The organism is Apilactobacillus timberlakei, assembly GCF_002993965.1.
Taxonomy (GTDB): Bacteria; Bacillota; Bacilli; order Lactobacillales; family Lactobacillaceae; genus Apilactobacillus; species Apilactobacillus timberlakei.
The window spans coordinates 1-21,823 of record NZ_POST01000009.1 but is presented as its reverse complement, the minus strand read 5'-3'; the positions used below and the strand labels follow the sequence as shown (position 1 = coordinate 21,823).

Genomic DNA, 21,823 nt, shown 5'->3' with positions numbered 1-21,823 from the left:
AAAACTAGTCGACATTACCAAAAGTGGTCAATATATCCTAGACGGAAATCCTAATAATTGGGAAGGAATGCCAGATAATGGCATAATCAATAGCTGGTTAAATATTTTGGAAGTAAAATATTTTAAATCGTGGTCAGGCTTTTATACAAGGAATTATGTATTAACAACTTCAACTAGCATGATACTAACCAGGTCTATTAGTACAGTCGGTGGAGATACTGGCTGGCAATTAGCCGTAAGCAAAGATGATACTAATAAGCTAAGCGATAGAATCAACGATTTATCTGATAAAAGCATTGTTAATAGAGGAAGTATTCCAGTAGATGATTTAAATGATTTAACGCAGACAGGTTTCTATGCAGATGAAAATACCGTCCATGCTTCTTTTATCTTAAAAAATAACCCAGATGGTAGTTCCGGACACTGCTATGTCAGAGTAACTCATTTTTCTAATAATATGATTAAACAATCGTATTGTAATGACCACTTTGGTTCTCTAAACTATGAGCGATATAAAATTAATGGCATTTGGACTAATTGGAAACAATTAACTACAACTGACGACACCGCTGCCCTATCTGACCGCATAGATAAAGCACAAGACCAACTGGGTGCGGATATCCGTGATGCCGAGCAACGAGCTAATGCACATTCTGATGAGAAGATTAAGTTTTTCGATAGTTTAGACCAAGTAAACAGCACAACTGCTCCAGAAGGCACACTTGCGATTGTAAAGGAGTGATTAGATGGAAAGTGGAAAAATGGCAAACGTCAAAGGTGCAGCGATTATGCACAATGGTGAATGGCTGAAAATTAGTGACCGTGATGAAGTTAATGACTTAAAGGGGCAAGTTAGCAATCTGCAAAATGATAAAGCCAGCTTAAATAACGATAAAAGTAATTTAAACAATCAAATTAATAATCTAAATAATAAAATAATTAACAATAGTGAGTGGTTGAAAACTGATATATATGGAAGTCGTGATCCAAATACTGCCGTATTTTTCAATAATAATCAGCATTTACTAATTGGATATGTTAATGCCTATCATGATATAAGCGTTTATATGCCTGAAAATCCATTTGGAGCTAATGGATTTTCTGATGGAAGTGGTCAAACCAATACATTAAATATGTCTATGGCTTATGGACCATCAATAATTACAATGGGCGTATATGTTCATAACTACTCAAATGGTGGTTATATAACTTTTCAAGGTGGATTTAACGGATTCTTTATGATGTATGTACCAGTATTATATTAAAAATATTTAGGAGGAAATACAATGCAAAAACAAGTGATTTTAGATAAAAATAACTATGTACAATCAGTATCAGATGAAAAACAAGAAGGCTCAATGGCGGTGGAAGTAACCGGCTATCAAGCACAGTTGCTAGGTTTTATCACAAATAAGATTTTCTGGGATACACAAGCCAACGCTTTAAAGTTCCCACCAGATTATCCAGCAACTGATGAACAAAAAATTGAAATGAAATATAAAGGCGATATGGAAGATATCAAAAATGATAACGCCAATCTATCAAATCAATTAAAAGATTTACAAAATAAGTTTAAAGATTCTCAAACCAACAATCTTACTAAACAAAAACAAATTGAAGGACAACAAACCATCATTAATTTCTTTAGTAAAAAATTGAATGAATTAGGAGCTAATGTACAGGACTTAATGAATGATGCTAGCAAACAATCAAATTCAAATAATCAAGCGGAAAATGGAGGCAATAAATAATGAACAACGAACAACCAAATATCTCAACTGATGTAATTAATGCATTCAGATATCAATACTTAGCAGGGAATATGAGTGCTGATACATTCAAATCATTCGTACCTTTCATGTTCAATCAAGCAGCATGTGACCAAATCATTGCACCAACGCCTCAACAATAGGCGTTTTTATTTTACAAAAATTTAGAAAGGAGTATGGCTATTGAAAAGATATTTACAAAATATTAACGAACACTATTCAAGATTCTGTTTAGGCATCGCTGATTTGATTATGGGACTATATATATCTTCACATATGAATTATTTAGATAATCCTTCAATTACTCCACCACCACCAATTAGAGGCGCAGAACTTGCAGCAACTGGTTTCGCAGATGATTGGTGGTTTTCACTAATATTTATGTCTGTAGGAATTATTATGCTGGCCAGTGTTATTTTAAATACTAAAAAATTAAGCAACTTAGCTCTGTATATAAATACAGGGCTTTTTACTATGATTTCTACTTCATTTTTCATTCGGGGAGTAATTGATAGCCGTTTTAATGTTACATGGGTTTTATCTTTGCTGGTGGTTGCATTAACTATTGGAATTGCGAAAGGCGGCGATGACGATCTCAAATAATGTCATGGCTATTATTACCGCAGTTACTACAATTTTAAGTATTGTTATCGCATATATCACAGAACACCATGATAGTAATTCAAAACAAATTGCAGTAATACAAGCAACTGTTAAACAACAGTTAGAGCTAAAAGATAGCCAGTATCAAGAGCTACAAAATAAATACGAAGATAAGTTCAAATCTCTTAAACAAACGTATGAAGAAAAAATAAATTCTTTAAAAGAAGAAGTTAACACACTCAAATGTGAAAACAAAAGTTTGAGACAGAGACTTAATAAAAGGGAGAATAAAGAATGAATAATTTAGATTTAAACATGATTAAAACTATTACAGATGTTGTCTTAACGGTAGTTGGTACTATTGCCACTTTTGTATGGCGAAAATTTGTGATTCATAAACATGAACAAGATGCTATTAAGAATGCACAAGATAAGAAGCAAGCTGAAGCCCAAGCCGAAAAACAAGCTGAATTAGAAGCCAATAAGGCTCGTGATAACTTCAATAAAAACATGGATACCGCCCTTGAAATGGCTAAAAATAAAGTAATACCATTAGCGATTGATAAAACTCTTGGTAATCAAGAGAAACGTCAATTGGCAGTTCAAAAAACTAATGCTGGATTAAATAAATTAGGCATTGATATACCTGAAGGCGTGGTTGGTGAAGTTACCGAAAGGGCATATCAATGGTACAAAGCAAACGGTGGAGACGTGCATAAGGAAGTCATTCAGCCTTCAAATAATGGCAATGCTAATAATGATTACGCTGGTCCATCTAACAACCCATATGTGCAAATTAAACCACAAGGAACACAACAAACTCCACCAACTAAGCCAGAAGAATAGGAGATGATAAGATGACTATTAATCGTTTTGCTGATATTTCCAACTGGCAACCTGCTACGAAAAGCTGGTTACAAGCTTTAAAAAATGAATATAATGTTAAATCAACTTGTGTAATGATTACTCAAAACATAGGTTTTTTTAGTCCCACTGCAATTGCCCAATGCTATTATTCATACCAAGTGTTTGGATCGTTTAGCTGTTATCACTTCTTTAAAGGCAATGGTACGGCAGAAGCACATAACTTTCTAAATGCCTTACAAAATAAAATCCATGCTGATAAATCAACTGTCGTTATGATTGATGCTGAAACTGAAAATATTCCTAATTTAACAGCTCACATTAATAATTTTATTGACGTGGTTTATAATGCTGGATATCATCATATTTATGTATACTCAATGGGTTCTATGTTTAATTATCGAAGTGATGGCATTCAAACAGGTAAATTGCATCATGGTGCTAAACCTTGGATTGCATCAATTGGACGTGGCAACTCATGGGATAATCGCCCTACTGGTGTTAAAGTATGGCAATATACATGGACTGGTAATGTTCAAGGCCATTCTGTTGACCTTGATTATGACTCAATAGGCGAGCTATCTAAAGGCATTAATGAAAAGCCTAAAAAAGCTACTTACTGGCAAAAAGGTAAGTTATTTGAAGCTAAATCCATGTTATCAACTTATTCTGATTTACACTTAAAGAGTAAACGTGCGCCTAGATTTGGAGCTAAATCATGTTTCTACGCCGATGTTGTGAAAGATGGTAAAATTACAAGATTAAAAACTCATCTGGGCTATGTTAGTGCCAATACTAACTTCTCTCATAGAGTTAAATAATGTTATAATTTCATTACCTAAGATGATGTAATAATAATCGAAAAAGACCTACTAACTATTAATTTAGTTAGTAGGTCTTTTTATTTTTTATAATTTTTAGCAAACGAACTTCTTACAAATTTATATAAATATATTAAAAATGGTATAAATAATAAATGAATAGATACTGAAAGAGAGAAAAATAGCATAAAATTATTTATCGCATCAAATATATGATTTACAAAGTTAACTATTGCAACAATGCTTACATATTCTTTAAATTCATATAGCATTGGGATACGTAAATCAAACAAAAAGTTTATAAGTATAGATGAAACTATTGATGCTATTGATATTAAAATAGAATATATAGCAAATGATTTACCATAATGACTTATAAAACCTTTAACATTAACTAATGCTGCAAATACAATCATACTACTAGTGGCTGAAATTGTAATTATATTCATCAAATCCAATTTATTATTTTCATTGAAAAATGAATAGATAGTATATATGATAGAAAGCAATATTATATTTGACATTGCTATTGCAGATGATTGCATGTAGGATTTCATTGACTTAAACTTTATTTTTTTATCTTCCATAAATAAGACTCCCTATTATTTTGTTAATTGATCTTCACGATATGCGATTAATTGTTTTAAATTATCTAAATCTTCTTGATTAGCATAATTTTTTATAAAACTTTTTGCAGTAGAACGTTTAACGATGTATCTCTTGCGTTCTTTATTTTCATCGTCCCATTTTTTATTGGCACGTTTTCTTGATTCTGGTAAAGGCATTTTATCCCTCCGTTAGTTGAATAATTAATGAAACAATCGCTATTATTAAAGCGATTATAGAAATAATTAAAGTTATAATTTGTTTTTTCATTTTATATGTTAAAGACATTAATGTACAATAAAGCAAGGGACGTTATCCCTTTAACTTTATTATTTACTTAGAGCTGATAACAAAGCAACTATTAATGAAATAATTGATGATATCAAACTTACTATTGCCGTTAGTAATGTTAGTTCATTGTTAATTTTATGTTGCTTATGTTCAGCTCTTTTTTGTTGACTAGTCTTCAACTTTTCATCTCCTCTCTACAATTATTATAATACACGTTATAACGTACAAAGTCAATGATATTTAGAAATAATTTTAAAAATGTTATATAATTATAAGTGCCTTTCGCTGGGCATAATAAAATCAAAGACTCTAAGAGCAAGCACAGTAATGCTTGCTCTTTTTATATACAAAAAATGCCACTAAATTAATAGTGACGTTCTTATATGTCGAAACGCTTAAGCATCTTGCTTTTCCGTTGGAATCAATTATACCATTGCTTTGTATAATTTATGAAGGGATTCATGAAATAAATATGTACAAAATGGTTGATATGTTAGGATATTAAATATATAATAACGTTGAATTAAAAAAAGAAGCCCTGCTAAAACAGGACTTCCTAGTAAAGCCGTTTAAAAGACGGTGGCTAAAGCTAAGAGTAACTAATACAAGCTATCCCATAACTCGCCAAAGTTATGATGGGACGGCTTTTTTATTTGTGCTTATTGATGTACGTTAGCAATGCTAAAATAAACATGCCAAACATGAACATCAAAGAAAGTGCCTGAAAAACACTCACCGGTTGCGAAACCTTTCTTAAGATTATTCCATGTTCCCATAGACATCACCTCTTCAGGAAAAAGACAACCACCGTCCATTAACTTCTCTACTGGAATAAATTATACAGGAACATTTTAATAAAACAAACACTTGCTATACTAGATTATGCATGGAAACATGCACTTCTGATAATTCACGGTATTTAGACAGTCATTAATTTGACTGTCTTTTTTTATATGTATTAAAAAAGAGAGCCAAAACTAAGTTTAAGCTCTCTTTATACATTGTTGGCGCAAGGCCTAAATCTAAAAATAAATTGGTTGGCGATAGTTAAACTATGCCTATCGATACTTATATTATATATAATGTAATCAGATAATACAACAGATACATAAATTATTTTGTATAAAATTCTATGATCTTTTGGTCAATCTGGTTTAAAATATCGTCTGATACTTTTATTTTGCCAATGGGATCATATTCATTGATCCGTTTTAATCTAGCTTTACTGACAGTAGTTATGTCAGCAATTTTAATGAACGTTTCTTTGTTATAGTTATTATATTTTCTAGCAACTTTGCTTACTTTAGATACTTTTTCTTTTAATTTATTCATTGCTTCAACTTTTTCATAGTTAAAGTGTACTTTTTTAATGAATACCTTAGCACGTTCTTTATCATCAATCATTGTAAGACAATATTGGTAACTTTGGTTGTCCGTTACTTTTTTGATTCCCTTAAGCCAATCTTCTTTTAATGATTTAACGTCTTCATTACTTAAATTATCATCTTCATCAAAAATCTCTTTATGCAAAATAATTAGTGATAGATATAAAAATTTTAAATTGATATAGTACTTCAATAAATTATCTTTTGAACGATTTAGGATTGTGTCATTCATAGGTATATTGTCTTCATGAGAATGTGAAGTTAATGGTACAACGTTTAATTTATCATTTCTTTTATGATCATTTTTTGTTAAAACTATTGCAAAATGACTACCACTCAATTCTGTACCAACATTAACACCAAAATCAACGTAAACTAATGCACCTCTAGAAAAAACTTTTCTATTTTTTTCATAGCATTTGTAATCTCTTAATAAATATTTGCTTTTGCTTAAAATCCAATCTGGTAAATGTTTGTATTTTTTATTATGACCATTATTATTTAAAACTTTTTTGTAATTATTTAAAGCATATTTTGAGTTTCTTTCTAGCCTATCGATATTATTAGCCATATTTATTTTTAGCTCCAATTCGTAATCTTATACTAATTATTAAAACATAATTTATTACTATAATCTACAAAGCAATTTAACTTAAGCTAGTTCTCCCCTAAGCATAGCCAATTTAGTTCTTATAACTTTTATTTATCAAGTTGAATTATTGGTATGTTGAATTCCTTCGTATTCTTAGATAGCTGAGCGTGGCGTTCTATGCTCATGTACCCACCAACTGCTTCTGTAAAGAATTCATGCAAAGCCTTAGTTATATATCCAGCAACATTTTTAATACTCCTAGTGCATCTAGTTTTAATGATTAATGACTTCATAAACTCAGTTAATTCAGGCATTAAGTTAATGTTGTTTTCAAATATAAGAGCTTCTTTAGCTTCTGGTTTACCATTCTTTACTAAATTATTAATTACTGTTTTCTTAGCCTTAAAAATTAATTGTGCATAGTTATATAGAACCTCAGTATTCTCAGAGTATTTAACTAAAATATTAATTAAGTCATGTCCAAAGCAAGCCTTTTGTTTTAATGAATCCACTAAATTTTGCATACGATCAAACCCAGAAATGTGAATTAACCCAGAAATGTGAATTTGTTTCTTTTCCTCATTGCCAATTTCAGTTTTAGGCATTGCAAGTTGCTTATTTTTTGATGATTTACGTGTTACATCTGTTTCATCTGTATATGTTTGTATATGTTTAGTATGGGTAGAATCTAAATTTGATACTTTAGATGAATCATTTTTAGATTCTAGAGATATTGGTAAAAAAATACGGTTAGATGAATTGAAACGTTGCTTAACAATGATCCAACCTTTTGCAGCTAATGTTTTAAATACACGAGTAATAGTTGCAACTCCTACGTGAACTTTTTTAGATAATTCTTCACGTGTAAAAGTAATGTAGTAGCTATGTTGTTTACTATCGTAGAAACCCATATTTTTACGACTTAAATCCATACGGTCATATAAATGTGCTAGCACGATCATTTCATTAGGCTTAAGTCCAGCCTCTTCGAATTTTGAATATAATTTAATAAATTGCATTTTACTATCTCCTTTATTTTGAGATAGAAAAAAGGGTACAAGTATTGTGTTCACTTGCACCCTTTCAATTATGTATTGTTATTGAAATTGCCCTAAAAAAGTTATATAATTAATTCATAATCGTTGGTTGTTTGTAGCAATCAACTAAATCAATTAAATAAAAAATTCTTTTTCAGAGCGTAAGGTAAGCAAGTAGGTTAGGTACTTGTTAGCCGATAAGTTGTTACTTCCAATAACTTCTTATCAACGCTCTTTTTTCATATCTTTATTTTTGAGCATCAACCTTTTGGTTGGTGCTTTTTATTTATGCTTATAGAATACCCTTAGAGTAATTGGTTGTCAAATCTACTAAAAATTTCCCTTTTTACTAAATTTACTAAACATACTTAATTTATAACATTTACTTAATTTAGTAAAACAATTCTATAAAATACTATTTTAATAATGTTTTCATAAATTAATTTCAATATATTTTTACTAAATTTACTTAATTGCCTAACTTATTAATATTTAATAAGTTTAGTAAATTATCTATATTTACTAATTTTTATAAATAGTGTTAAAATATTGTTAAATTAATAAATGGTGGGGATAATTATGCAGAAAAAAGAAATATTAGAAAAAAATAAAATAAATTCAATTCTCAACAATATAAAATCAAAAAATGAAGCTACAACTATACTAGTTGGTAATCAAAAAGGTGGAGTAGGTAAAACAACTAATTCATGCTTGATTGCTTATACTTTAGCTAATATGGGTATTAAAACTTTGGTTGCTGATTTAGATCCACAATCTAACTCTACAAAAATGTTAGTTCTTACCAGGGATAATGTTAAAGACGATTTAACTATTTTGAATAAAACTATTATGAGTGGAATAGAAGATAATAGTTTGGAAGATTTACCAATTAACATAATGGATAATTTAGATCTGTTACCATCTCATGTAGATTTTAAGGGATTTCCTAAATATATATATAAGAATACTGATAATGATTATGATGAAGATCATGTGCTTGAGCCTTTATTTAAACCGCTTAAAAAGAAGTACGACGTAATCATTTTAGATACGCCTCCATTGTCTAAAGAAATTAATGACAATGCTGTTATCATGTCAGACTATGTATTGATTAGTTTGCAAACCCAACAAGGTAGTTTAGATGGTGCTACTGATTATATTAACGATACTTTAATTCCTCTTGTTCAAGAATACGATTTGAAGGATATAGAAGTTGTTGGGATTTTACCTATGCTAACTGACGATAGAAATAGGGTTGATAACGAAACTATTGAAAAAGCTTCAGAATCATTTGGTGAAAAGAATATGTTTAAAAATGTTATTAACCAGATGGCTAGAATAAAACGTTTCCCAGTATTAGGAATTACTAACGATAATATGTATGAACATAGAATTATGCATAAGTATCAATTGGTAACTAATGAACTAATACTAAGAATTGGATTATTTATGTCAGGGAGTGAAAAATAATGAATCAATCAATGGGAATTTTAAATGGTGCTAATAATAGAAAGCCTGGAGCAATTCAACCATCTAACTATAAAGAAGAAAAAAAGACTTCTAATAATATAAAAAAGAGCAAACGAAAAACATCAAATCAAAAACATACAATTAAAATATCAGATGAACTATATCAACATTTGAAAATCGTTAAGGATATTAACAACGAAAAGTTTGACTATCAAGCAATAGAATTATTAATTGATAACTATATTAATAACGCCCCAGAAGGCGATAGGAAACTATATCAATTATTAGATGCTAAAAATAGTAAATAGTATAAATTAAGTAAATTTACTCAATATCTATTTTTACTAAATTTCCCTTTTTAGTAAATTAAGTAAAACTTATAGATTTTCAACTAAATAGAAATATTTTTGAAAATTAAAAAGTATTACCATAGTACTTTAGTATTAAAAATTCACAGTACTAAAATACTTTAATATTAAAACGTTTTGAAGTCATAAAAATATACACATATAAAAGGGGTTCCCATAACGGGGACCCCTTTTATTCTTCAATATATTTAGCTATAATCTTAGCGCCTTCATCAGCTAGCTTATCCATTTTTTCGTATATACGTTTAATTTTAGCTAAATCAGTTGCACTTAGTCCTAGTTCTTCCAGTTCCATATAAATAACCACCTTTCTGCGTTATAGTATTAATTACGTAAAAAGGTGGTTAGTATTTTTATGTTAATGCAGATAAAAACCAGAAAAATGCAATGGCTTTAAGTGCAGTTTTAAAATTGTTTTTATTGCTTAAATATTCTTGCTCATTTTTAGACATAAAGAGCATTTCAATTTGTAACATTAACCCAGCAAGAATAAATACGACCATAGATACTATAAAAAATATATGTAGCATGCTTTACTCCTTTGTTAAATTACTGATGATATTAGTAGATAGGCTACTATTAAGTACATAATTAGGTATAAAATATTTTTTATTAAATTAAATAAACTATCAATTCCATATATAAAGCTGCACTTGGGTATATCATTTGTGTAATTAATTTTCTTTCTAGTTTGTTTTCTAGGTTGGCTAAATATACTTCTAGAAGTTTTATTATAAACTTTGTTATACATAGCTTTTCTAGGATTATTTACCCATCCAGCTCCTTTTTTACCATAATATGGATTTATTGATCGTTTCATTTGTCGTTTCCATTTGCCAGTAGTCCTAGCTTTGAACGATTTTTTCCAACTAGGTTTTCTGTAACCAAATCTCATATAAATACCTCCAAAATATGTAAAAAGCCGCTATTAATTTAGCGGCTTTGTGATTAATAATGTCTGTGATAATGACGGTGGTGTCTGTAATGACGTACATGCTTGTAGTAGCTGCGATTAATATGACGATGTTTAGCCCTGTTTCCACCTTCAGTAGCAGAACGAGTAAATCCTTCAGCTCTAGCTTGTGATAGTGAAATCTTGTATAGCTTCTTAGCATGTCCAAGTTTTAATCCACGATCATTAGGGTCAGTGAAGTAACGTTTACCAGTTTTAGTAACGTAAACGTATTGTTCAGCATGAGCTTGAGCAGGTTGATCTAATGATGCTGAGCCTAGATCAATAGTCATAACAGCAAGCAATAAATATATAAATTTCTTCATCGAAATTCCTCCAAAATATGTAATTGACAACTTTACTATAATACCACTGTTATATTTTTATTAAAAATAAGATTTTTCTTTGTGTAATCATAATAAAATGTTTCCATATATGGAAAATATTTTATAATTCGCCAATGCTACGCATGTATTCCAAATCATCATCAGCATTTTCAAGTAAGTATTCAATTTTATCTTCCAAATCCATAAAAAATCACCCTCTCAGTATTAATTACGTGAGTAGGGTGGTTTTATTTTTTAATATGTTATCATATATTCAAATATTATAAGAGGTGATATGAATGAACAAAGCAATAATAAATGGAAGTTTATCTGCTCTCATGGGAATGTTAATAGTTTATTTTATAGGTAATACATATTTTGCATCAACCTTTAAGGGTCAAATAGTGGTTGTTGTATTATTGTTAATAGAATTAATTTTGGCATCAACTGCAATTGCTGACCTTATCACTAATTACAAAAAATAAGGAGGAATTTACTTTTGCGAAAATATACACTAACTAATTTATTTTTAACTTCATTTTTAACAATGACCTTTACACAATTATTATCTCGTGATTTACCTATAACAGATTTGCATTGGATATTATTCTTTATAGGTACTGCCATTATTATTTCTATGATGTTATTCCGTTTGTTCATGCAAAAAAAGAAGCAACGCAAATAATAAAACCACCTTGTCACATTTTAGTGATAAGGTGGTTTATTTGTTATTCCAATAAAGAATCAATTTTTTGCTTTTCAGATTCCTTATTATTAATTTTTAGGGTTTCTCTATACTCATCGGCTTCAGGTATTTCATTGAAGTCTACCGTAACATTATCATATTTTTTAAGTTCATCTTCTATTTCCTTTATTCTTATATTAAAGAATTCTTTTCTACCATTTATTTTATTTACTCTATTTTTACTAAATCTTTTGTGTAATTTATTTTCTAATGCAAAAGCATCAGTACTAAAAATAAGAGCGTGAATATCAAATTTAAAGGGAACTGAGGCACTACTTAACTCTCTAACCCTATCTTCAGGTTTTAATCTTCTAGTGACACCTATCTTAACAATATTTTCACCTAATGATCCAATGTTAGAAATTATATAAACATATCCAGCTTGTGCATTATATAGAGTACTATTTAGGCTATCTTTTTTGTCATTATTATCTTTTATTTTTTGTTTTAGACTTTCAATCTCATCTTTAAGTTCTTGTGTTTGATTTTCTCTATTTCCTAACTCTTCTATTGCTTTACTGTAGTGTTCTATATCTTTATCTATACTTTTATTTTGTTTTTCAACATCTTTTTTAAGCTGTTTTTCTTCTCTTTCTTTTCTTCTTTCCTCTTGAAGTTGTTCTTTTTCTTCTTGTTTCTTTACTGCATATCCAAAAGCTAGGCCCAGTTCGTCTAATTTATATTGTAAATAAAAATCTTTTATGCGAAGAGCATTTAATTCGTTTATTTTATTATGTTGTTCACATGATTTTTTGATTCTTTTTTCTATTCTATCGTAATTAGAATAATTGACCTTTTTAATTGCTTCAGTGCATTCATTATTAAAGCTTCTAAACATTGCCTTAATATTTTTCTTATTCATACTTCTGCCCTTAGCAAGACTACCATTTAAAGACCAGTTTGGATTGAAAGAAACAGCTGTTTTATTCCTAATGGATTCTTTTTCTGCATCTCTTATGTCCTTTAACTTATCCTTATATTCCCAAGAATTTTCAAATTTATATTTGGGATCGTAAAGACCATAACTACTAATTTCCACATTGGAACTTAGATCACCAATTTCTGCTTTTAAGTCTTCTATTGTATTCTGTCTTTTATCTATTTCACTTATTAGCAGCTTTAATTTTTCTTTTTTTGTGTCTATCTCCTGTTCCGTTGCTGTTTTCTCTTTTTCTTTTTTATGTATTAAATCATTTAAATCATTTACTGACATTGCCTGTAGGGATAACTTAATGTTTAATTTTTTATTAAGTTTCTTGTTTTCATTAATAATTTTATTTTTTTTCTTTTTCTAAATCATTAATTTTCTTTTTAAACTTTTTAACTTTAAATATGTCTAAAAACAATTATTATATCTCCTTTATTATATCTCCTTAATATTTGTTTAAAATTTCGTCTATATTTTTAACATTATGACTTTGGAAAGATGATCCCAGAACCATTGAAGGACAATAAAATTTATTTTTTCCACCATTAGATATTATGGTTACAACTTGTTTCAAAAATCCTGCTCTATGTTTAGTTTCTGATATTGAGTCTTTAGTAATAAATGCATTCTTTCCATTGAATTTTCCTTGCATATTAACTCCCATAAGTACAATCCCTTGTTCTTCAAAAGATAAAACAAAAAATTTAACTGATAATGATGCCCATGCAGCTGACACTACCATTTTACCCATATTTGCAACCTGACCTATAAGTACGTTTTCAATTCCGGTTTTTAATCCCATTTTTTGTTTATAACTAAGAATTTGTGGTTCTTTTAAGTCTCTATTCAAACCTCCTTTTATTCCAACTGGTGCTGGCTCATTTATATTGAAATTGTTTTGATTATTCACTGAATTATTATCAACACTATTATTTTTTTCACCATTTATGCTATAACCACAATTTGTACAAAAATTCTGATTGTTTTCTAATGTTTCTCCACAATTAGGACAAAAGTTCATCTAATCTCTCCTCAAATATGTAATATGACTATAATATCATAATTATACGTATAAAAAATAGGCTGCTTATTATTTTAGCAGCCTTTTTGTATATATTTAGATGTGATTTGTTTGGTTTCATTTGTTAATCTTTTAGGAATTGCTAATTGTTCCATTAATGGATAAATATTGTTAATCGTGTATTCTGTTCTGCTTAAATACATAGGTATTAATATATTTAAAGCTTTTAAATCAGCATTATGTTCATATGATAATTTGTATTTACAACTTTTTGATTTATATAAAATTAAATTGTCGCTGTTCGTTATATGCGAAATCTCATGAGCTATTTGAAATGGAACTTCATTTCTATTGTGCCAGTTTAGATTAACTATGATTAAGTCCTGACTTTTTATAGTGAACGATTGCATATCTGGTTCTAAATTAACTAGCTCAAATCCTATTTTATTATCGAATGCATAATTAAGCATGCAATTAATTAAATCATTAATCATGGTCCCTCTCTTCCAGGATGCGTTTAACCATTTCCTTTTCTAAAGGAGAAATTTCTTTCCCGCCATATGACATTAACTCGTCATTGTCTATGGCTTCCTTTAAATCAAACACTTTTTTATTTTCTTTTTCATTAAAATTGTCGGCACATCTTGGATCAATATCAGACTTTTGAACATCAAGAGTATCAGACAATTTTTGAACTGCTCCAACATTCGGAGTGGATCTTTTAGCGAAATATCCGGAAAGAGTAGAGGCAGGAATTCCAGATTTATCACTTAATTGTGCTTGCGTAATGCCTTTACTTTTAATAATATTTTTTAAATTTTGCGAAATCTCTTCTCTTATATGTATTTCAAACTTTGACAATTTATTTCTAGCCATTCTTATAACTTCCTTATATGTAAATTTAATACAATTATATTGTAACGAATAAACTAGTATTAATCAATGCTGTTTTTATAAAAAATACTAGTAAACTAGTTGACAAAACGAGTAAACTCGTATAAAGTAGTAGTTGTTATGAAGAAAGGCGGTGACTATATTGAAAATATTATTTACTTTGCAAGCTGCTAGAATAAATTTGGGCTATACTCAGAAAGATGTGTCTAGGTTGCTAAACGTTAATGTTAATACCATTGTTAATTGGGAAAAAGATAGTTCAAACTTAACATTTAAGCGTATAAAACAATTTTCATCCATATACCACATACCTAAGGATATGATTTTTTTTGGTAATAAAAACGAGTTTATTCGTAATTATAGAAAAAACGAAAATAAACTAATAAAAACTTAAAGGAAGTAATTAATCATGGTTATGAGAAAAAATAACATTGTAAATATCAATGTTGAAAAAGAAACAATCAACAGTCAATTAGTAGCAAATGAAATTGGAGAACGTCATACCGAAACAATTAGGAAAATAAGGACTTTGGTTGGCTATATTGAGACCGACGCAAAATTGCGTTCGTCTGATTATTTCATTCAATCATCATATAAAGGTGGCAATGGACAGCAAAGACCTTGTTATTTGTTAACACGTTTAGGTTGTGAAATGTATGTAAATAAGTTGAATGGTAAAAAGGGGACATTGTTCACTGCATTCTACGTAAAGAAGTTCCACGAAATGGACGAAGAACTAAAACTTCAAAATCAAGATAGTTATATGATTGATGATCCAGTGAAGCGAGCTGAAAAGTGGTTAGAAGAACATAAGCGTATGGACAAGTTAGAAAAGACTAACGAAAAGTTACAAGATAAGGCCGATGCTTATGATGCAACATTAGGTGACACTAGCGTTATGCCAATTGGAGAACTTGCTAAGTACATTGAACAAAAGCTAAATGCTAACGGCTATGTTGCACACATTGGTAGAAACAACTTTTTCAAATACCTTAGAAAACATGGATATTTAATCAAAAGCGGTGCTGAATATAATCTTCCAACATCGAGTGCTATGCGTTTGAAATTATTCAAGGTAGTTCAAATTCCCATTAAAAAGGGTGGCTGGATTGATACGTTTAAGTCAGTTACTAGAGCTACTGCAAAATCTAAGACTTACTTTTTAAATAAAGCTGAAGAAATTGTTGAAATGAAATAATTACTAGGAGGCATATGTAATGAATGAACAAGAAAAAATCAATAAACAAAACTATTTGAAAAAATTTCCTGAACCAATGGAACCAACATTGTTTAAAGATGAACAACAAATAAAAGCATCAGGTGAAAAGTTAGTTAAGCTGTTAAAAAAAGAAGGCTTAACATACGAAGATGCGTACGCCAGCCTTCAATATGCTTACAACCAAATTAAATATGAATCTAATTTTTTGAAACTAAATTAAGAAGGCTAGCACATGTATATCGCAATTTTAATTTTTACAATCATTAATTTTGTAGTTCAATCAACAATTTTATTTTTAATAATTAAGTCAAAGAAATGAGAATATGTAATGAAACTAAAACTAAAGTTTTTATGTACATCTGACAGTGATTATCCATTAGAAGATGCGGTTATAGAAGATGCACCTAAGAATATTCAAGACAATTTTCCTGATGCCAAAATGTTCAAAGTAACATTCGAAGACCAAGATGTTAATTATGTAAATGGCAACTATATATCTAGATTTAAGATTGATGATTCACCAGAAATCAAATCAATCAAAAATTCCAGCAACTAGTGGGATAGCTACTGGAATAGTTAAATTATTTAAAAATGACTTATAAAATTTATAACACTATCTAAAATCCAGATTATAGCATCATAACAGTCTTTTGCATCTTTTATTCGCATTAAACAAATAGAAATCAAAGTAAAAGTTTGTATCCATAAAGCAGAGGAGATTTTTGAATGGCTAAATTTTTTAACAGGTTTATATGCTTCACCAGTTTTGTTATTGAAGAGCAATCCGTATTTAWAGGAAAATTCATTATCGCCGTTTACTTTCCACTGAATGTTGTTATTAATTTTAACTTTTTCAAATTTTGCTCCATTGAAAAATTTATTATTATTACGTTTGTTTTCTTCAGCATGAGAGCTGCTTGGATTTTCAGATACGCTATTATTAGCCAGATCAGAAAAATATTTTGATTCAACTTTTTCTATATTGCTTTTCTGATATTCGCTAATTTTACTATCAGGTAAACCAATTAGTTCTTTGATGTTATCTAAAGCATTAGAAATATTTTCATTTTTAATATCATATATGGAGCTCATTGATTGCTCTATATAACGTCTCTGCTCATTAAAATTAATTTTGTGCAAATTAGGCATTATTTTATCTAAGCTAGGAAAACTGTTTTGCCAGTTTTTAATCAATTTATTGGGTTCTATACCTAAAGCTTTATTAACATTTATTGCTGGATTGGATTTTTCCATTTGATCAATATATTTTTTCAAAGGATTTATATCAAAATCATTTATATTAAATGGATAATATTTCTCAATTGCCATACTAGGTATGTTATTTTTCATCCAATTTTTATCGGTTATGTTACCTAAAAGTTTTGCATTGTTGCCTATTATATTTGAGTTATTAAAATTATCGGCAATTTGTTTTTCTGCTTTTACGTTAGGAAAATCTATGTTTAATCTATTTATCATTTTATTTATATTATCTATATTTTTAAACATGTCATCCATAGAACTCATAATTATTCACCACCTTCCATTAAACATTATAACAAAAGGAGATTTTAACCATGCCAACAACATATAAAGAAGGAATCAGACGTCCACTAAAGGATTTATCTGAAAGCTTAGCAGAAACAGAAGAAGAACTAGCTTCAACTAAGAAGTGGGTGCATCTACTGGAAGCCAAACTTGATTTAAAGAACGGCTTACTTGCTCGTCAATCAAATTTGATGATTAAGAAAGATAATAAAATTAATTCACTCAAAGAAGAAGTGAATGCACGTAATTTAACTATTCAAAATATTTATAGAAACGGATGGAGGGTTTAATAATGCAAAAAGTAAAAGTAATTACAAGTGAACACAATTATAGCTCTCAATGTGGAGAAGATTGGCTTACTGATGAAATTAATAAGTTTGTTGAAGACAACAACATAAAAGTAATAAGTATTCAATACCAAAATAGTTCCACATATACAGGTAACGAGCAATCTAATCCTTATCAATTTTTAGTGATTTATTCAGCCATGATTTTTTATGAAGAAAGAAAGGAAGATTAACATGTTCAATTTTATTCACAGATTATTTCACGCAAAAGAAAAAGCCGTTGATACACCACATATCAACGACCGAGAAAGCTATATTGCAAATAACTTAATTAAGTTCAATTGTAGCGAGAATGGCCGATTAATTCAAGCCAGAAAGTGGGGCAAGTAATGAATGATGCCCAACTAAAAGCAATTAATCAGCATCAAATTATGATGCACAAAATCATTCTAACTAGAAAAATTAAACTGATTATTCGTAAAAGGGGAACTAAATAATGGCAAACGAAATATTAACACAAGACGTAGCAGTAGATTTTAAAACAGGAACAATCGAATTAAACAATGCTGACGGATTAAAGAAACTAGTTGCTGACTATGCTAAAAAGTATGAAAAACTAGTGGTCACTGAAGAATCATACTCAGATGATAAAAAGGTGCGAACTGATTTAAACAAACTTAAAAAGGCGTTGGAAGATAAGCGTAAAGAAATCAAACGTGCTTACAATCAACCACTTAATGAATTTGAAAGCTTGATTAAAGAAATTGAAGCTCCTATTGATGGCGTAACTACCAATATCAAGGAACAAACTGATAAGTTCGACCAACAAGCTAAGGACAGGAAACAACAACAAATCCAAAGCTTTATCGATGAAGTATGTAGCAATAAGGGTATTTCATCAGAGAATATTCAAATTGATCCAAGATGGCTAAACAAGTCTACCAGCAAGAAACAATGGCAAGAAGCTGCAAGCAATGCGATTGAAATTGCTGAAGCTGACCAACAACGAGTTAAGCAAGATATTCAAATGGTTAAAACATTTGCTGAAACTATTGGCGTTGAACCTGAAGGCTATGTTTATCAAGTTAAAAAGGGTAGTAACGCTAACGATGTTATTCAACGTATGCAGAATGACTTATCTATCAAACAAGCTAAACAAGAAGCTAGAAAAGCTAACACTAAGGAAGTTGGGAACAAACGTGTTGACCTTACAACAGGTGAATTAGAAAACCTTATTAAACGTCAAATCTTATTTACAGGTACTGAAAAACAATTTGAACAACTAAAAAGATTTATGAATAACAATAATATTCAATTTGTAGAAGGGGATAAGTAATTATGAAAATTGAAACTAATGATCCAAAAGATAAAGTAGAAATATTAAAAGCTTTTGCAAAATTTCAAAGTCAAGTTGAAAGCCCCAAAAAAGACCAGGACAACCCATTTACCAAGTCAAAGTATGCTGGCTTAGAAAGTGTAATTAACGCAGTCACAAAAGGCATGAAAGGAACAGGACTATCTTTTGTACAAGACTTCGTACAAAACGATAACCCTAAGATTTTATCAGTACAAACTATTTTGTTACATGATAAGGGAATTATTACTTTTAGCCCTATCAATATTCCAATTGAGAAAGCTAACGCACAGGGCATTGGTTCAGCTAACACCTACGCTAGACGTTATGCATTATCTACTAATTTAGCTATTACTGGTGAAGCTGATGATGACGGCAATTCAGCCAGCCAATCAAACAACTATGGTAATAATTATAACCATTCTTCAAAGAGCAATTACCAAAACCATAATAATTACTCAAATCGTAAGCCATATAAACCAGGTAACAATCAACAATCAAGCAATTCATCAAGTCATGAATCTGAACAACAAAAGAAGTTTAAAAAGTTTGTCGTTGACTACAAAAAAGTTACTGGTAGTGATAACTGGCAAGATGTCGTTAGTCAAGCAATGGCAAGTTTAGGCATTAAAGACGGACTAAAAGACTTAAATGACACAAAGCTAAAGGTTCTAAATGACAAACTAATCAATGATTTAAACGTTTTAGAAAGTAAATACTTGGAGGGTGCTAAATAATGATTAATCGTACAACTTTAACAGGCAGACTAACTAATGATATAGAACTACGCTACACACAATCAGGAACAGCAGTAGGGAGCTTTAACCTAGCTGTTAATCGTCCATTTACTAACCGTGATGGCGAACATGAAGCAGACTTTATTAATTGTGTTATTTGGCGTAAATCCGCTGAAAACTTAGCTAACTTCACACATAAGGGTTCATTGATTGGCGTTGATGGTCGTCTTCAAACCAGAAATTACGAAAATCAACAAGGACAACGAATTTACGTTACTGAAGTGGTTGTTGAAAACTTTTCTCTGCTAGAACCACGATCTGAAAATAACAATCAAAATAATAGCGGAAATGATGATTTACCATTCTAAATTTTAGAAAAAGGAGAATTTGAAATGACAATTGATGAATTGAACAAAAAACTTAATGACAGTGATTGGACTATACATGCAAAACTTATTGATGGAAATACATTTTTCTATGGTATAGACGATGATGAAATACTCAAATTAGATAGAAACAATACTGTTAGCTTATTCAGAGCAAAACTAGCTAACTTTGGTTTCTTCAAACTCGTCACTCCATATGTTGATACACCAGTTAATGAACGCAAGCCAGAAAAGAAGTATATCGTTTCAATAGCTTTCAAAGATGAAATGGCTATCTGCTATACCAACAAGCTTGAAGGCTATGATTTGATTAATGCTAACAAATATGTTCTACCTACGGAATGCTTGTTTACTAAAGATGATTTAGAAGACTTATATGGACACTTAATGGAAGAATATGGAAAACACTATGAACTAGTTGCAGAAACAGCAACAATTGACGCTAATTTATACAAAGAATTGCTTTAGGAGACTTAATCATGTTTGCGATTTTATTAAAACTGGGCATAACTTTATCAGCAGTCGGATTTGCAGCAATGCTGTCTGCTATTGCTTTAGACAACATGACAATTGGTAAAATAGCTTTTGCCTCACTTATAACAGGAGTTTTATGTTCCACAAGCAGTATATGGTTTATAGGAGGATTTTAAATGAACGGACTGGATTTATTAGAAACTAATTTAAAAAAGCTTAACGATAGTTCTTTTATTAAGAAAACTGATAGTAATAGTTACGAATTATGTGATGATATGTGTTGCTTTGCAGAAGTTTTTCCAGATAAAAAGTTAGTTAAATGTTATGAAAACGTTACAGCTGATTTCTTTGATGCAATTAAACCCTTCGCAAAAGAACATGAATTATTATTTATCAATTATGAAGTTGAAGAACCAATTGATCCATATGAATGTGGTGTTCCAGAAATCTTAAGAAAACAAGAACTAAAAATGAAGAGAATGATGAATCATGACAATTTATCGATTTATGAAACATTAAAACAAATTGCTAATAGCAAGATAACAGCTTTAGATACGCAGCCAAATGGTGTGAAGTTTATTGATGTTGTTAAGCAAATGGAAAAAATAAACGGTAAGAAATATCAGCTTTTTGATTACAGAAAAATTGAAAATGTATTAAAAGCACATTGTATTTACACGGTTGACTGCATCGTTGATGATGCTAAAGAAAGATTAAGTGGTAGTTTGATTGGCAAATCAGATTTATATTTAGATGCATATAATCATAGATCAACTATGCTTAATGACTACGATGGTGGTTGCTTATGCACTATGGTTATAAGAATAGATGGTCCAAGAGTGTTAAACAGATGGCAAGATTTTAAGGAATTTTTAAGTGAAAAAATAGAGGAAGATGCTTATGACAAAAGTATATAAAGATCGTGAGAGCAATTTTACTCACATCAAGAACGATATATTTAATACAGCTAATCCTAAATATACGATAGACGAGCCATTAACAGCCAAAGCAATTGGAATATTTTGCTATATGTGGAGCTTGCCAGATGACTGGGACTATTACATTACAGAGCTGGCTAAGCATTTCAAAGAACAAAAGGCGGCTGTTAGTACAGCAGTTTCAGAATTAGAAAAGAATGGCATTCTT

At 29.9% G+C, this 21,823-nt stretch carries 39 protein-coding genes and 1 pseudogene; 25 read left to right on the top strand and 15 right to left on the bottom strand.

Translation table 11 applies throughout. The features are described from left to right. The 8 genes from C7N71_RS07715 to C7N71_RS07685 form a co-directional block, all read left to right on the top strand. A partial coding sequence (locus C7N71_RS07715; protein ID WP_225361911.1) for a pyocin knob domain-containing protein occupies window positions 1-742 on the top strand: 742 nt, incomplete at its 5' end. Window positions 743-746: 4 nt separating this feature from the next. After that, complete coding sequence (locus C7N71_RS07710) at window positions 747-1,265, top strand: hypothetical protein (RefSeq protein ID WP_105988517.1); 519 nt, start codon at window positions 747-749, stop codon at window positions 1,263-1,265. A gap of 21 nt (window positions 1,266-1,286) precedes the next feature. Beyond that, entirely contained in the window at window positions 1,287-1,751 is a 465-nt protein-coding gene (locus C7N71_RS07705; RefSeq protein ID WP_105988516.1) for a hypothetical protein, read from the top strand. Then, window positions 1,751-1,912 (top strand): hypothetical protein, encoded by a 162-nt coding sequence (locus tag C7N71_RS08135; protein ID WP_157944393.1) that lies wholly within the window; start codon window positions 1,751-1,753, stop codon window positions 1,910-1,912. The genes C7N71_RS07705 and C7N71_RS08135 overlap by 1 nt, the downstream gene beginning before the upstream one ends. 40 nt (window positions 1,913-1,952) lie before the next feature. Continuing rightward, a complete protein-coding gene (locus tag C7N71_RS07700; protein ID WP_105988515.1) occupies window positions 1,953-2,372 on the top strand; it encodes a hypothetical protein in 420 nt (139 codons plus the stop codon). Beyond that, window positions 2,356-2,670 carry a hypothetical protein gene (locus C7N71_RS07695; protein WP_105988514.1) on the top strand — a complete coding sequence of 105 codons (315 nt, stop codon included), beginning with the start codon at window positions 2,356-2,358 and terminating at the stop codon, window positions 2,668-2,670. The genes C7N71_RS07700 and C7N71_RS07695 overlap by 17 nt, the downstream gene beginning before the upstream one ends. Continuing rightward, window positions 2,667-3,218 (top strand): hypothetical protein, encoded by a 552-nt coding sequence (locus tag C7N71_RS07690; protein ID WP_105988513.1) that lies wholly within the window; start codon window positions 2,667-2,669, stop codon window positions 3,216-3,218. Before C7N71_RS07695 ends, C7N71_RS07690 begins: the two co-directional genes overlap by 4 nt. A gap of 11 nt (window positions 3,219-3,229) precedes the next feature. Then, window positions 3,230-4,057 (top strand): GH25 family lysozyme, encoded by an 828-nt coding sequence (locus C7N71_RS07685; RefSeq protein ID WP_105988512.1) that lies wholly within the window; start codon window positions 3,230-3,232, stop codon window positions 4,055-4,057. An 80-nt stretch (window positions 4,058-4,137) separates the two neighbouring features. Here C7N71_RS07685 and C7N71_RS07680 read toward each other — a convergent pair whose 3' ends face one another. From C7N71_RS07680 to C7N71_RS07665, 6 genes are all read right to left on the bottom strand, one after another. After that, entirely contained in the window at window positions 4,138-4,644 is a 507-nt protein-coding gene (locus tag C7N71_RS07680) for a hypothetical protein (RefSeq protein ID WP_105988511.1), read from the bottom strand. A 15-nt stretch (window positions 4,645-4,659) separates the two neighbouring features. Then, window positions 4,660-4,842 (bottom strand): hypothetical protein, encoded by a 183-nt coding sequence (locus C7N71_RS07675; protein ID WP_105988510.1) that lies wholly within the window; start codon window positions 4,840-4,842, stop codon window positions 4,660-4,662. A gap of 150 nt (window positions 4,843-4,992) precedes the next feature. Beyond that, window positions 4,993-5,133 carry a hypothetical protein gene (locus tag C7N71_RS08130; protein WP_157944392.1) on the bottom strand — a complete coding sequence of 47 codons (141 nt, stop codon included), beginning with the start codon at window positions 5,131-5,133 and terminating at the stop codon, window positions 4,993-4,995. 470 nt (window positions 5,134-5,603) lie between these two features. Further along, the gene (locus C7N71_RS08350; RefSeq protein WP_249511716.1) at window positions 5,604-5,657 is read right to left on the bottom strand and encodes a putative holin-like toxin; all 54 of its coding nucleotides are present in this window, start codon (window positions 5,655-5,657) and stop codon (window positions 5,604-5,606) included. 410 nt (window positions 5,658-6,067) lie between these two features. Continuing rightward, window positions 6,068-6,910, bottom strand: coding sequence for a type II toxin-antitoxin system PemK/MazF family toxin (locus C7N71_RS07670; RefSeq protein ID WP_105988509.1), 843 nt, complete (start codon window positions 6,908-6,910; stop codon window positions 6,068-6,070). A 128-nt stretch (window positions 6,911-7,038) separates the two neighbouring features. After that, window positions 7,039-7,950, bottom strand: coding sequence for a hypothetical protein (locus C7N71_RS07665; protein WP_105988508.1), 912 nt, complete (start codon window positions 7,948-7,950; stop codon window positions 7,039-7,041). Window positions 7,951-8,547: 597 nt separating this feature from the next. Here C7N71_RS07665 and C7N71_RS07660 point away from each other — a divergent pair. Together C7N71_RS07660 and C7N71_RS07655 are read left to right on the top strand one after the other, a co-directional pair. Further along, window positions 8,548-9,438 (top strand): ParA family protein, encoded by an 891-nt coding sequence (locus C7N71_RS07660; RefSeq protein WP_105988507.1) that lies wholly within the window; start codon window positions 8,548-8,550, stop codon window positions 9,436-9,438. Next, window positions 9,438-9,746 (top strand): hypothetical protein, encoded by a 309-nt coding sequence (locus C7N71_RS07655; RefSeq protein ID WP_105988506.1) that lies wholly within the window; start codon window positions 9,438-9,440, stop codon window positions 9,744-9,746. Before C7N71_RS07660 ends, C7N71_RS07655 begins: the two co-directional genes overlap by 1 nt. 232 nt (window positions 9,747-9,978) lie before the next feature. Here C7N71_RS07655 and C7N71_RS08275 read toward each other — a convergent pair whose 3' ends face one another. Genes C7N71_RS08275 through C7N71_RS07645 form a run of 4 tightly spaced genes read right to left on the bottom strand, consistent with a single transcriptional unit; the run spans window position 9,979 to window position 11,084 of the window. Next, a complete protein-coding gene (locus C7N71_RS08275) occupies window positions 9,979-10,101 on the bottom strand; it encodes a hypothetical protein (RefSeq protein ID WP_263850960.1) in 123 nt (40 codons plus the stop codon). Between the two features lie 58 nt (window positions 10,102-10,159). Beyond that, window positions 10,160-10,309 (bottom strand): hypothetical protein, encoded by a 150-nt coding sequence (locus C7N71_RS08125; protein WP_225361910.1) that lies wholly within the window; start codon window positions 10,307-10,309, stop codon window positions 10,160-10,162. Between the two features lie 41 nt (window positions 10,310-10,350). Next, window positions 10,351-10,701 carry a hypothetical protein gene (locus C7N71_RS07650; RefSeq protein ID WP_105988505.1) on the bottom strand — a complete coding sequence of 117 codons (351 nt, stop codon included), beginning with the start codon at window positions 10,699-10,701 and terminating at the stop codon, window positions 10,351-10,353. A 53-nt stretch (window positions 10,702-10,754) separates the two neighbouring features. Next, window positions 10,755-11,084, bottom strand: coding sequence for a hypothetical protein (locus C7N71_RS07645; protein WP_105988504.1), 330 nt, complete (start codon window positions 11,082-11,084; stop codon window positions 10,755-10,757). Window positions 11,085-11,383: 299 nt separating this feature from the next. On the opposite strand from C7N71_RS07645, the gene C7N71_RS07640 reads away from it, so the two are divergent. Both C7N71_RS07640 and C7N71_RS07635 read left to right on the top strand, forming a co-directional pair. Further along, window positions 11,384-11,569 (top strand): hypothetical protein, encoded by a 186-nt coding sequence (locus C7N71_RS07640; RefSeq protein WP_105988503.1) that lies wholly within the window; start codon window positions 11,384-11,386, stop codon window positions 11,567-11,569. A 14-nt stretch (window positions 11,570-11,583) separates the two neighbouring features. Further along, the gene (locus tag C7N71_RS07635) at window positions 11,584-11,769 is read left to right on the top strand and encodes a hypothetical protein (RefSeq protein ID WP_105988502.1); all 186 of its coding nucleotides are present in this window, start codon (window positions 11,584-11,586) and stop codon (window positions 11,767-11,769) included. Window positions 11,770-11,812: 43 nt separating this feature from the next. On the opposite strand, the gene C7N71_RS07630 is transcribed toward C7N71_RS07635, so the two are convergent. The 4 genes from C7N71_RS07630 to C7N71_RS07615 all read right to left on the bottom strand — a co-directional run bounded on the left by C7N71_RS07630 (window position 11,813) and on the right by C7N71_RS07615 (window position 14,654). Further along, the gene (locus tag C7N71_RS07630; protein WP_225361909.1) at window positions 11,813-13,042 is read right to left on the bottom strand and encodes a DUF4041 domain-containing protein; all 1,230 of its coding nucleotides are present in this window, start codon (window positions 13,040-13,042) and stop codon (window positions 11,813-11,815) included. Window positions 13,043-13,202: 160 nt separating this feature from the next. After that, entirely contained in the window at window positions 13,203-13,778 is a 576-nt protein-coding gene (locus C7N71_RS07625) for a zinc-ribbon domain-containing protein (RefSeq protein ID WP_105988501.1), read from the bottom strand. A 74-nt stretch (window positions 13,779-13,852) separates the two neighbouring features. Then, complete coding sequence (locus C7N71_RS07620; protein WP_225361908.1) at window positions 13,853-14,248, bottom strand: ImmA/IrrE family metallo-endopeptidase; 396 nt, start codon at window positions 14,246-14,248, stop codon at window positions 13,853-13,855. A 16-nt stretch (window positions 14,249-14,264) separates the two neighbouring features. Beyond that, window positions 14,265-14,654 (bottom strand): helix-turn-helix domain-containing protein, encoded by a 390-nt coding sequence (locus C7N71_RS07615; RefSeq protein WP_105988499.1) that lies wholly within the window; start codon window positions 14,652-14,654, stop codon window positions 14,265-14,267. Between the two features lie 151 nt (window positions 14,655-14,805). Between C7N71_RS07615 and C7N71_RS07610 the strand changes: the two genes are divergently transcribed. The 4 genes from C7N71_RS07610 (at window position 14,806) to C7N71_RS07595 (ending at window position 16,447) form a co-directional block, all read left to right on the top strand. Then, window positions 14,806-15,066, top strand: coding sequence for a helix-turn-helix transcriptional regulator (locus tag C7N71_RS07610; RefSeq protein WP_225361907.1), 261 nt, complete (start codon window positions 14,806-14,808; stop codon window positions 15,064-15,066). Window positions 15,067-15,081: 15 nt separating this feature from the next. Next, complete coding sequence (locus tag C7N71_RS07605; RefSeq protein WP_105988498.1) at window positions 15,082-15,870, top strand: Rha family transcriptional regulator; 789 nt, start codon at window positions 15,082-15,084, stop codon at window positions 15,868-15,870. Window positions 15,871-15,889: 19 nt separating this feature from the next. Next, window positions 15,890-16,111, top strand: coding sequence for a protein-tyrosine phosphatase family protein (locus C7N71_RS08190; RefSeq protein WP_105988497.1), 222 nt, complete (start codon window positions 15,890-15,892; stop codon window positions 16,109-16,111). Window positions 16,112-16,219: 108 nt separating this feature from the next. Beyond that, window positions 16,220-16,447, top strand: coding sequence for a hypothetical protein (locus C7N71_RS07595; protein WP_105988496.1), 228 nt, complete (start codon window positions 16,220-16,222; stop codon window positions 16,445-16,447). Between the two features lie 29 nt (window positions 16,448-16,476). Here the strand turns inward: C7N71_RS07595 and C7N71_RS07590 are convergent, their stop codons facing one another. Then, window positions 16,477-17,418: a hypothetical protein gene (locus C7N71_RS07590; RefSeq protein WP_105988495.1), complete on the bottom strand. Its 942-nt coding sequence runs from the start codon at window positions 17,416-17,418 to the stop codon at window positions 16,477-16,479. Between the two features lie 50 nt (window positions 17,419-17,468). Between C7N71_RS07590 and C7N71_RS07585 the strand changes: the two genes are divergently transcribed. The 9 genes and pseudogenes from C7N71_RS07585 to C7N71_RS07550 form a co-directional block, all read left to right on the top strand. After that, window positions 17,469-17,729, top strand: coding sequence for a hypothetical protein (locus tag C7N71_RS07585; RefSeq protein WP_105988494.1), 261 nt, complete (start codon window positions 17,469-17,471; stop codon window positions 17,727-17,729). Window positions 17,730-17,731: 2 nt separating this feature from the next. Then, a complete protein-coding gene (locus C7N71_RS07580; protein WP_105988493.1) occupies window positions 17,732-17,959 on the top strand; it encodes a hypothetical protein in 228 nt (75 codons plus the stop codon). 263 nt (window positions 17,960-18,222) lie between these two features. Continuing rightward, a complete protein-coding gene (locus C7N71_RS07575; RefSeq protein WP_105988492.1) occupies window positions 18,223-19,062 on the top strand; it encodes a DUF1351 domain-containing protein in 840 nt (279 codons plus the stop codon). Window positions 19,063-19,064: 2 nt separating this feature from the next. Beyond that, a complete protein-coding gene (locus C7N71_RS07570; protein WP_105988491.1) occupies window positions 19,065-19,817 on the top strand; it encodes an ERF family protein in 753 nt (250 codons plus the stop codon). Further along, window positions 19,817-20,179 (top strand): annotated as a pseudogene (gene ssb / locus C7N71_RS07565) (single-stranded DNA-binding protein); the annotation flags it as partial. The gene C7N71_RS07570 and the pseudogene ssb, both read left to right, overlap by 1 nt. Window positions 20,180-20,209: 30 nt before the next feature. Further along, the gene (locus C7N71_RS07560) at window positions 20,210-20,671 is read left to right on the top strand and encodes a hypothetical protein (protein ID WP_105988489.1); all 462 of its coding nucleotides are present in this window, start codon (window positions 20,210-20,212) and stop codon (window positions 20,669-20,671) included. Window positions 20,672-20,682: 11 nt separating this feature from the next. Continuing rightward, complete coding sequence (locus C7N71_RS08120; RefSeq protein WP_157944390.1) at window positions 20,683-20,853, top strand: hypothetical protein; 171 nt, start codon at window positions 20,683-20,685, stop codon at window positions 20,851-20,853. Then, on the top strand, window positions 20,854-21,594 hold the full coding sequence (locus tag C7N71_RS07555; RefSeq protein ID WP_105988488.1) for a hypothetical protein: 741 nt from the start codon (window positions 20,854-20,856) through the stop codon (window positions 21,592-21,594). Beyond that, window positions 21,572-21,823, top strand: a 252-nt coding sequence (locus C7N71_RS07550) for a helix-turn-helix domain-containing protein (protein WP_225361906.1), incomplete at its 3' end; no start/stop codon positions are given. The genes C7N71_RS07555 and C7N71_RS07550, both read left to right, overlap by 23 nt.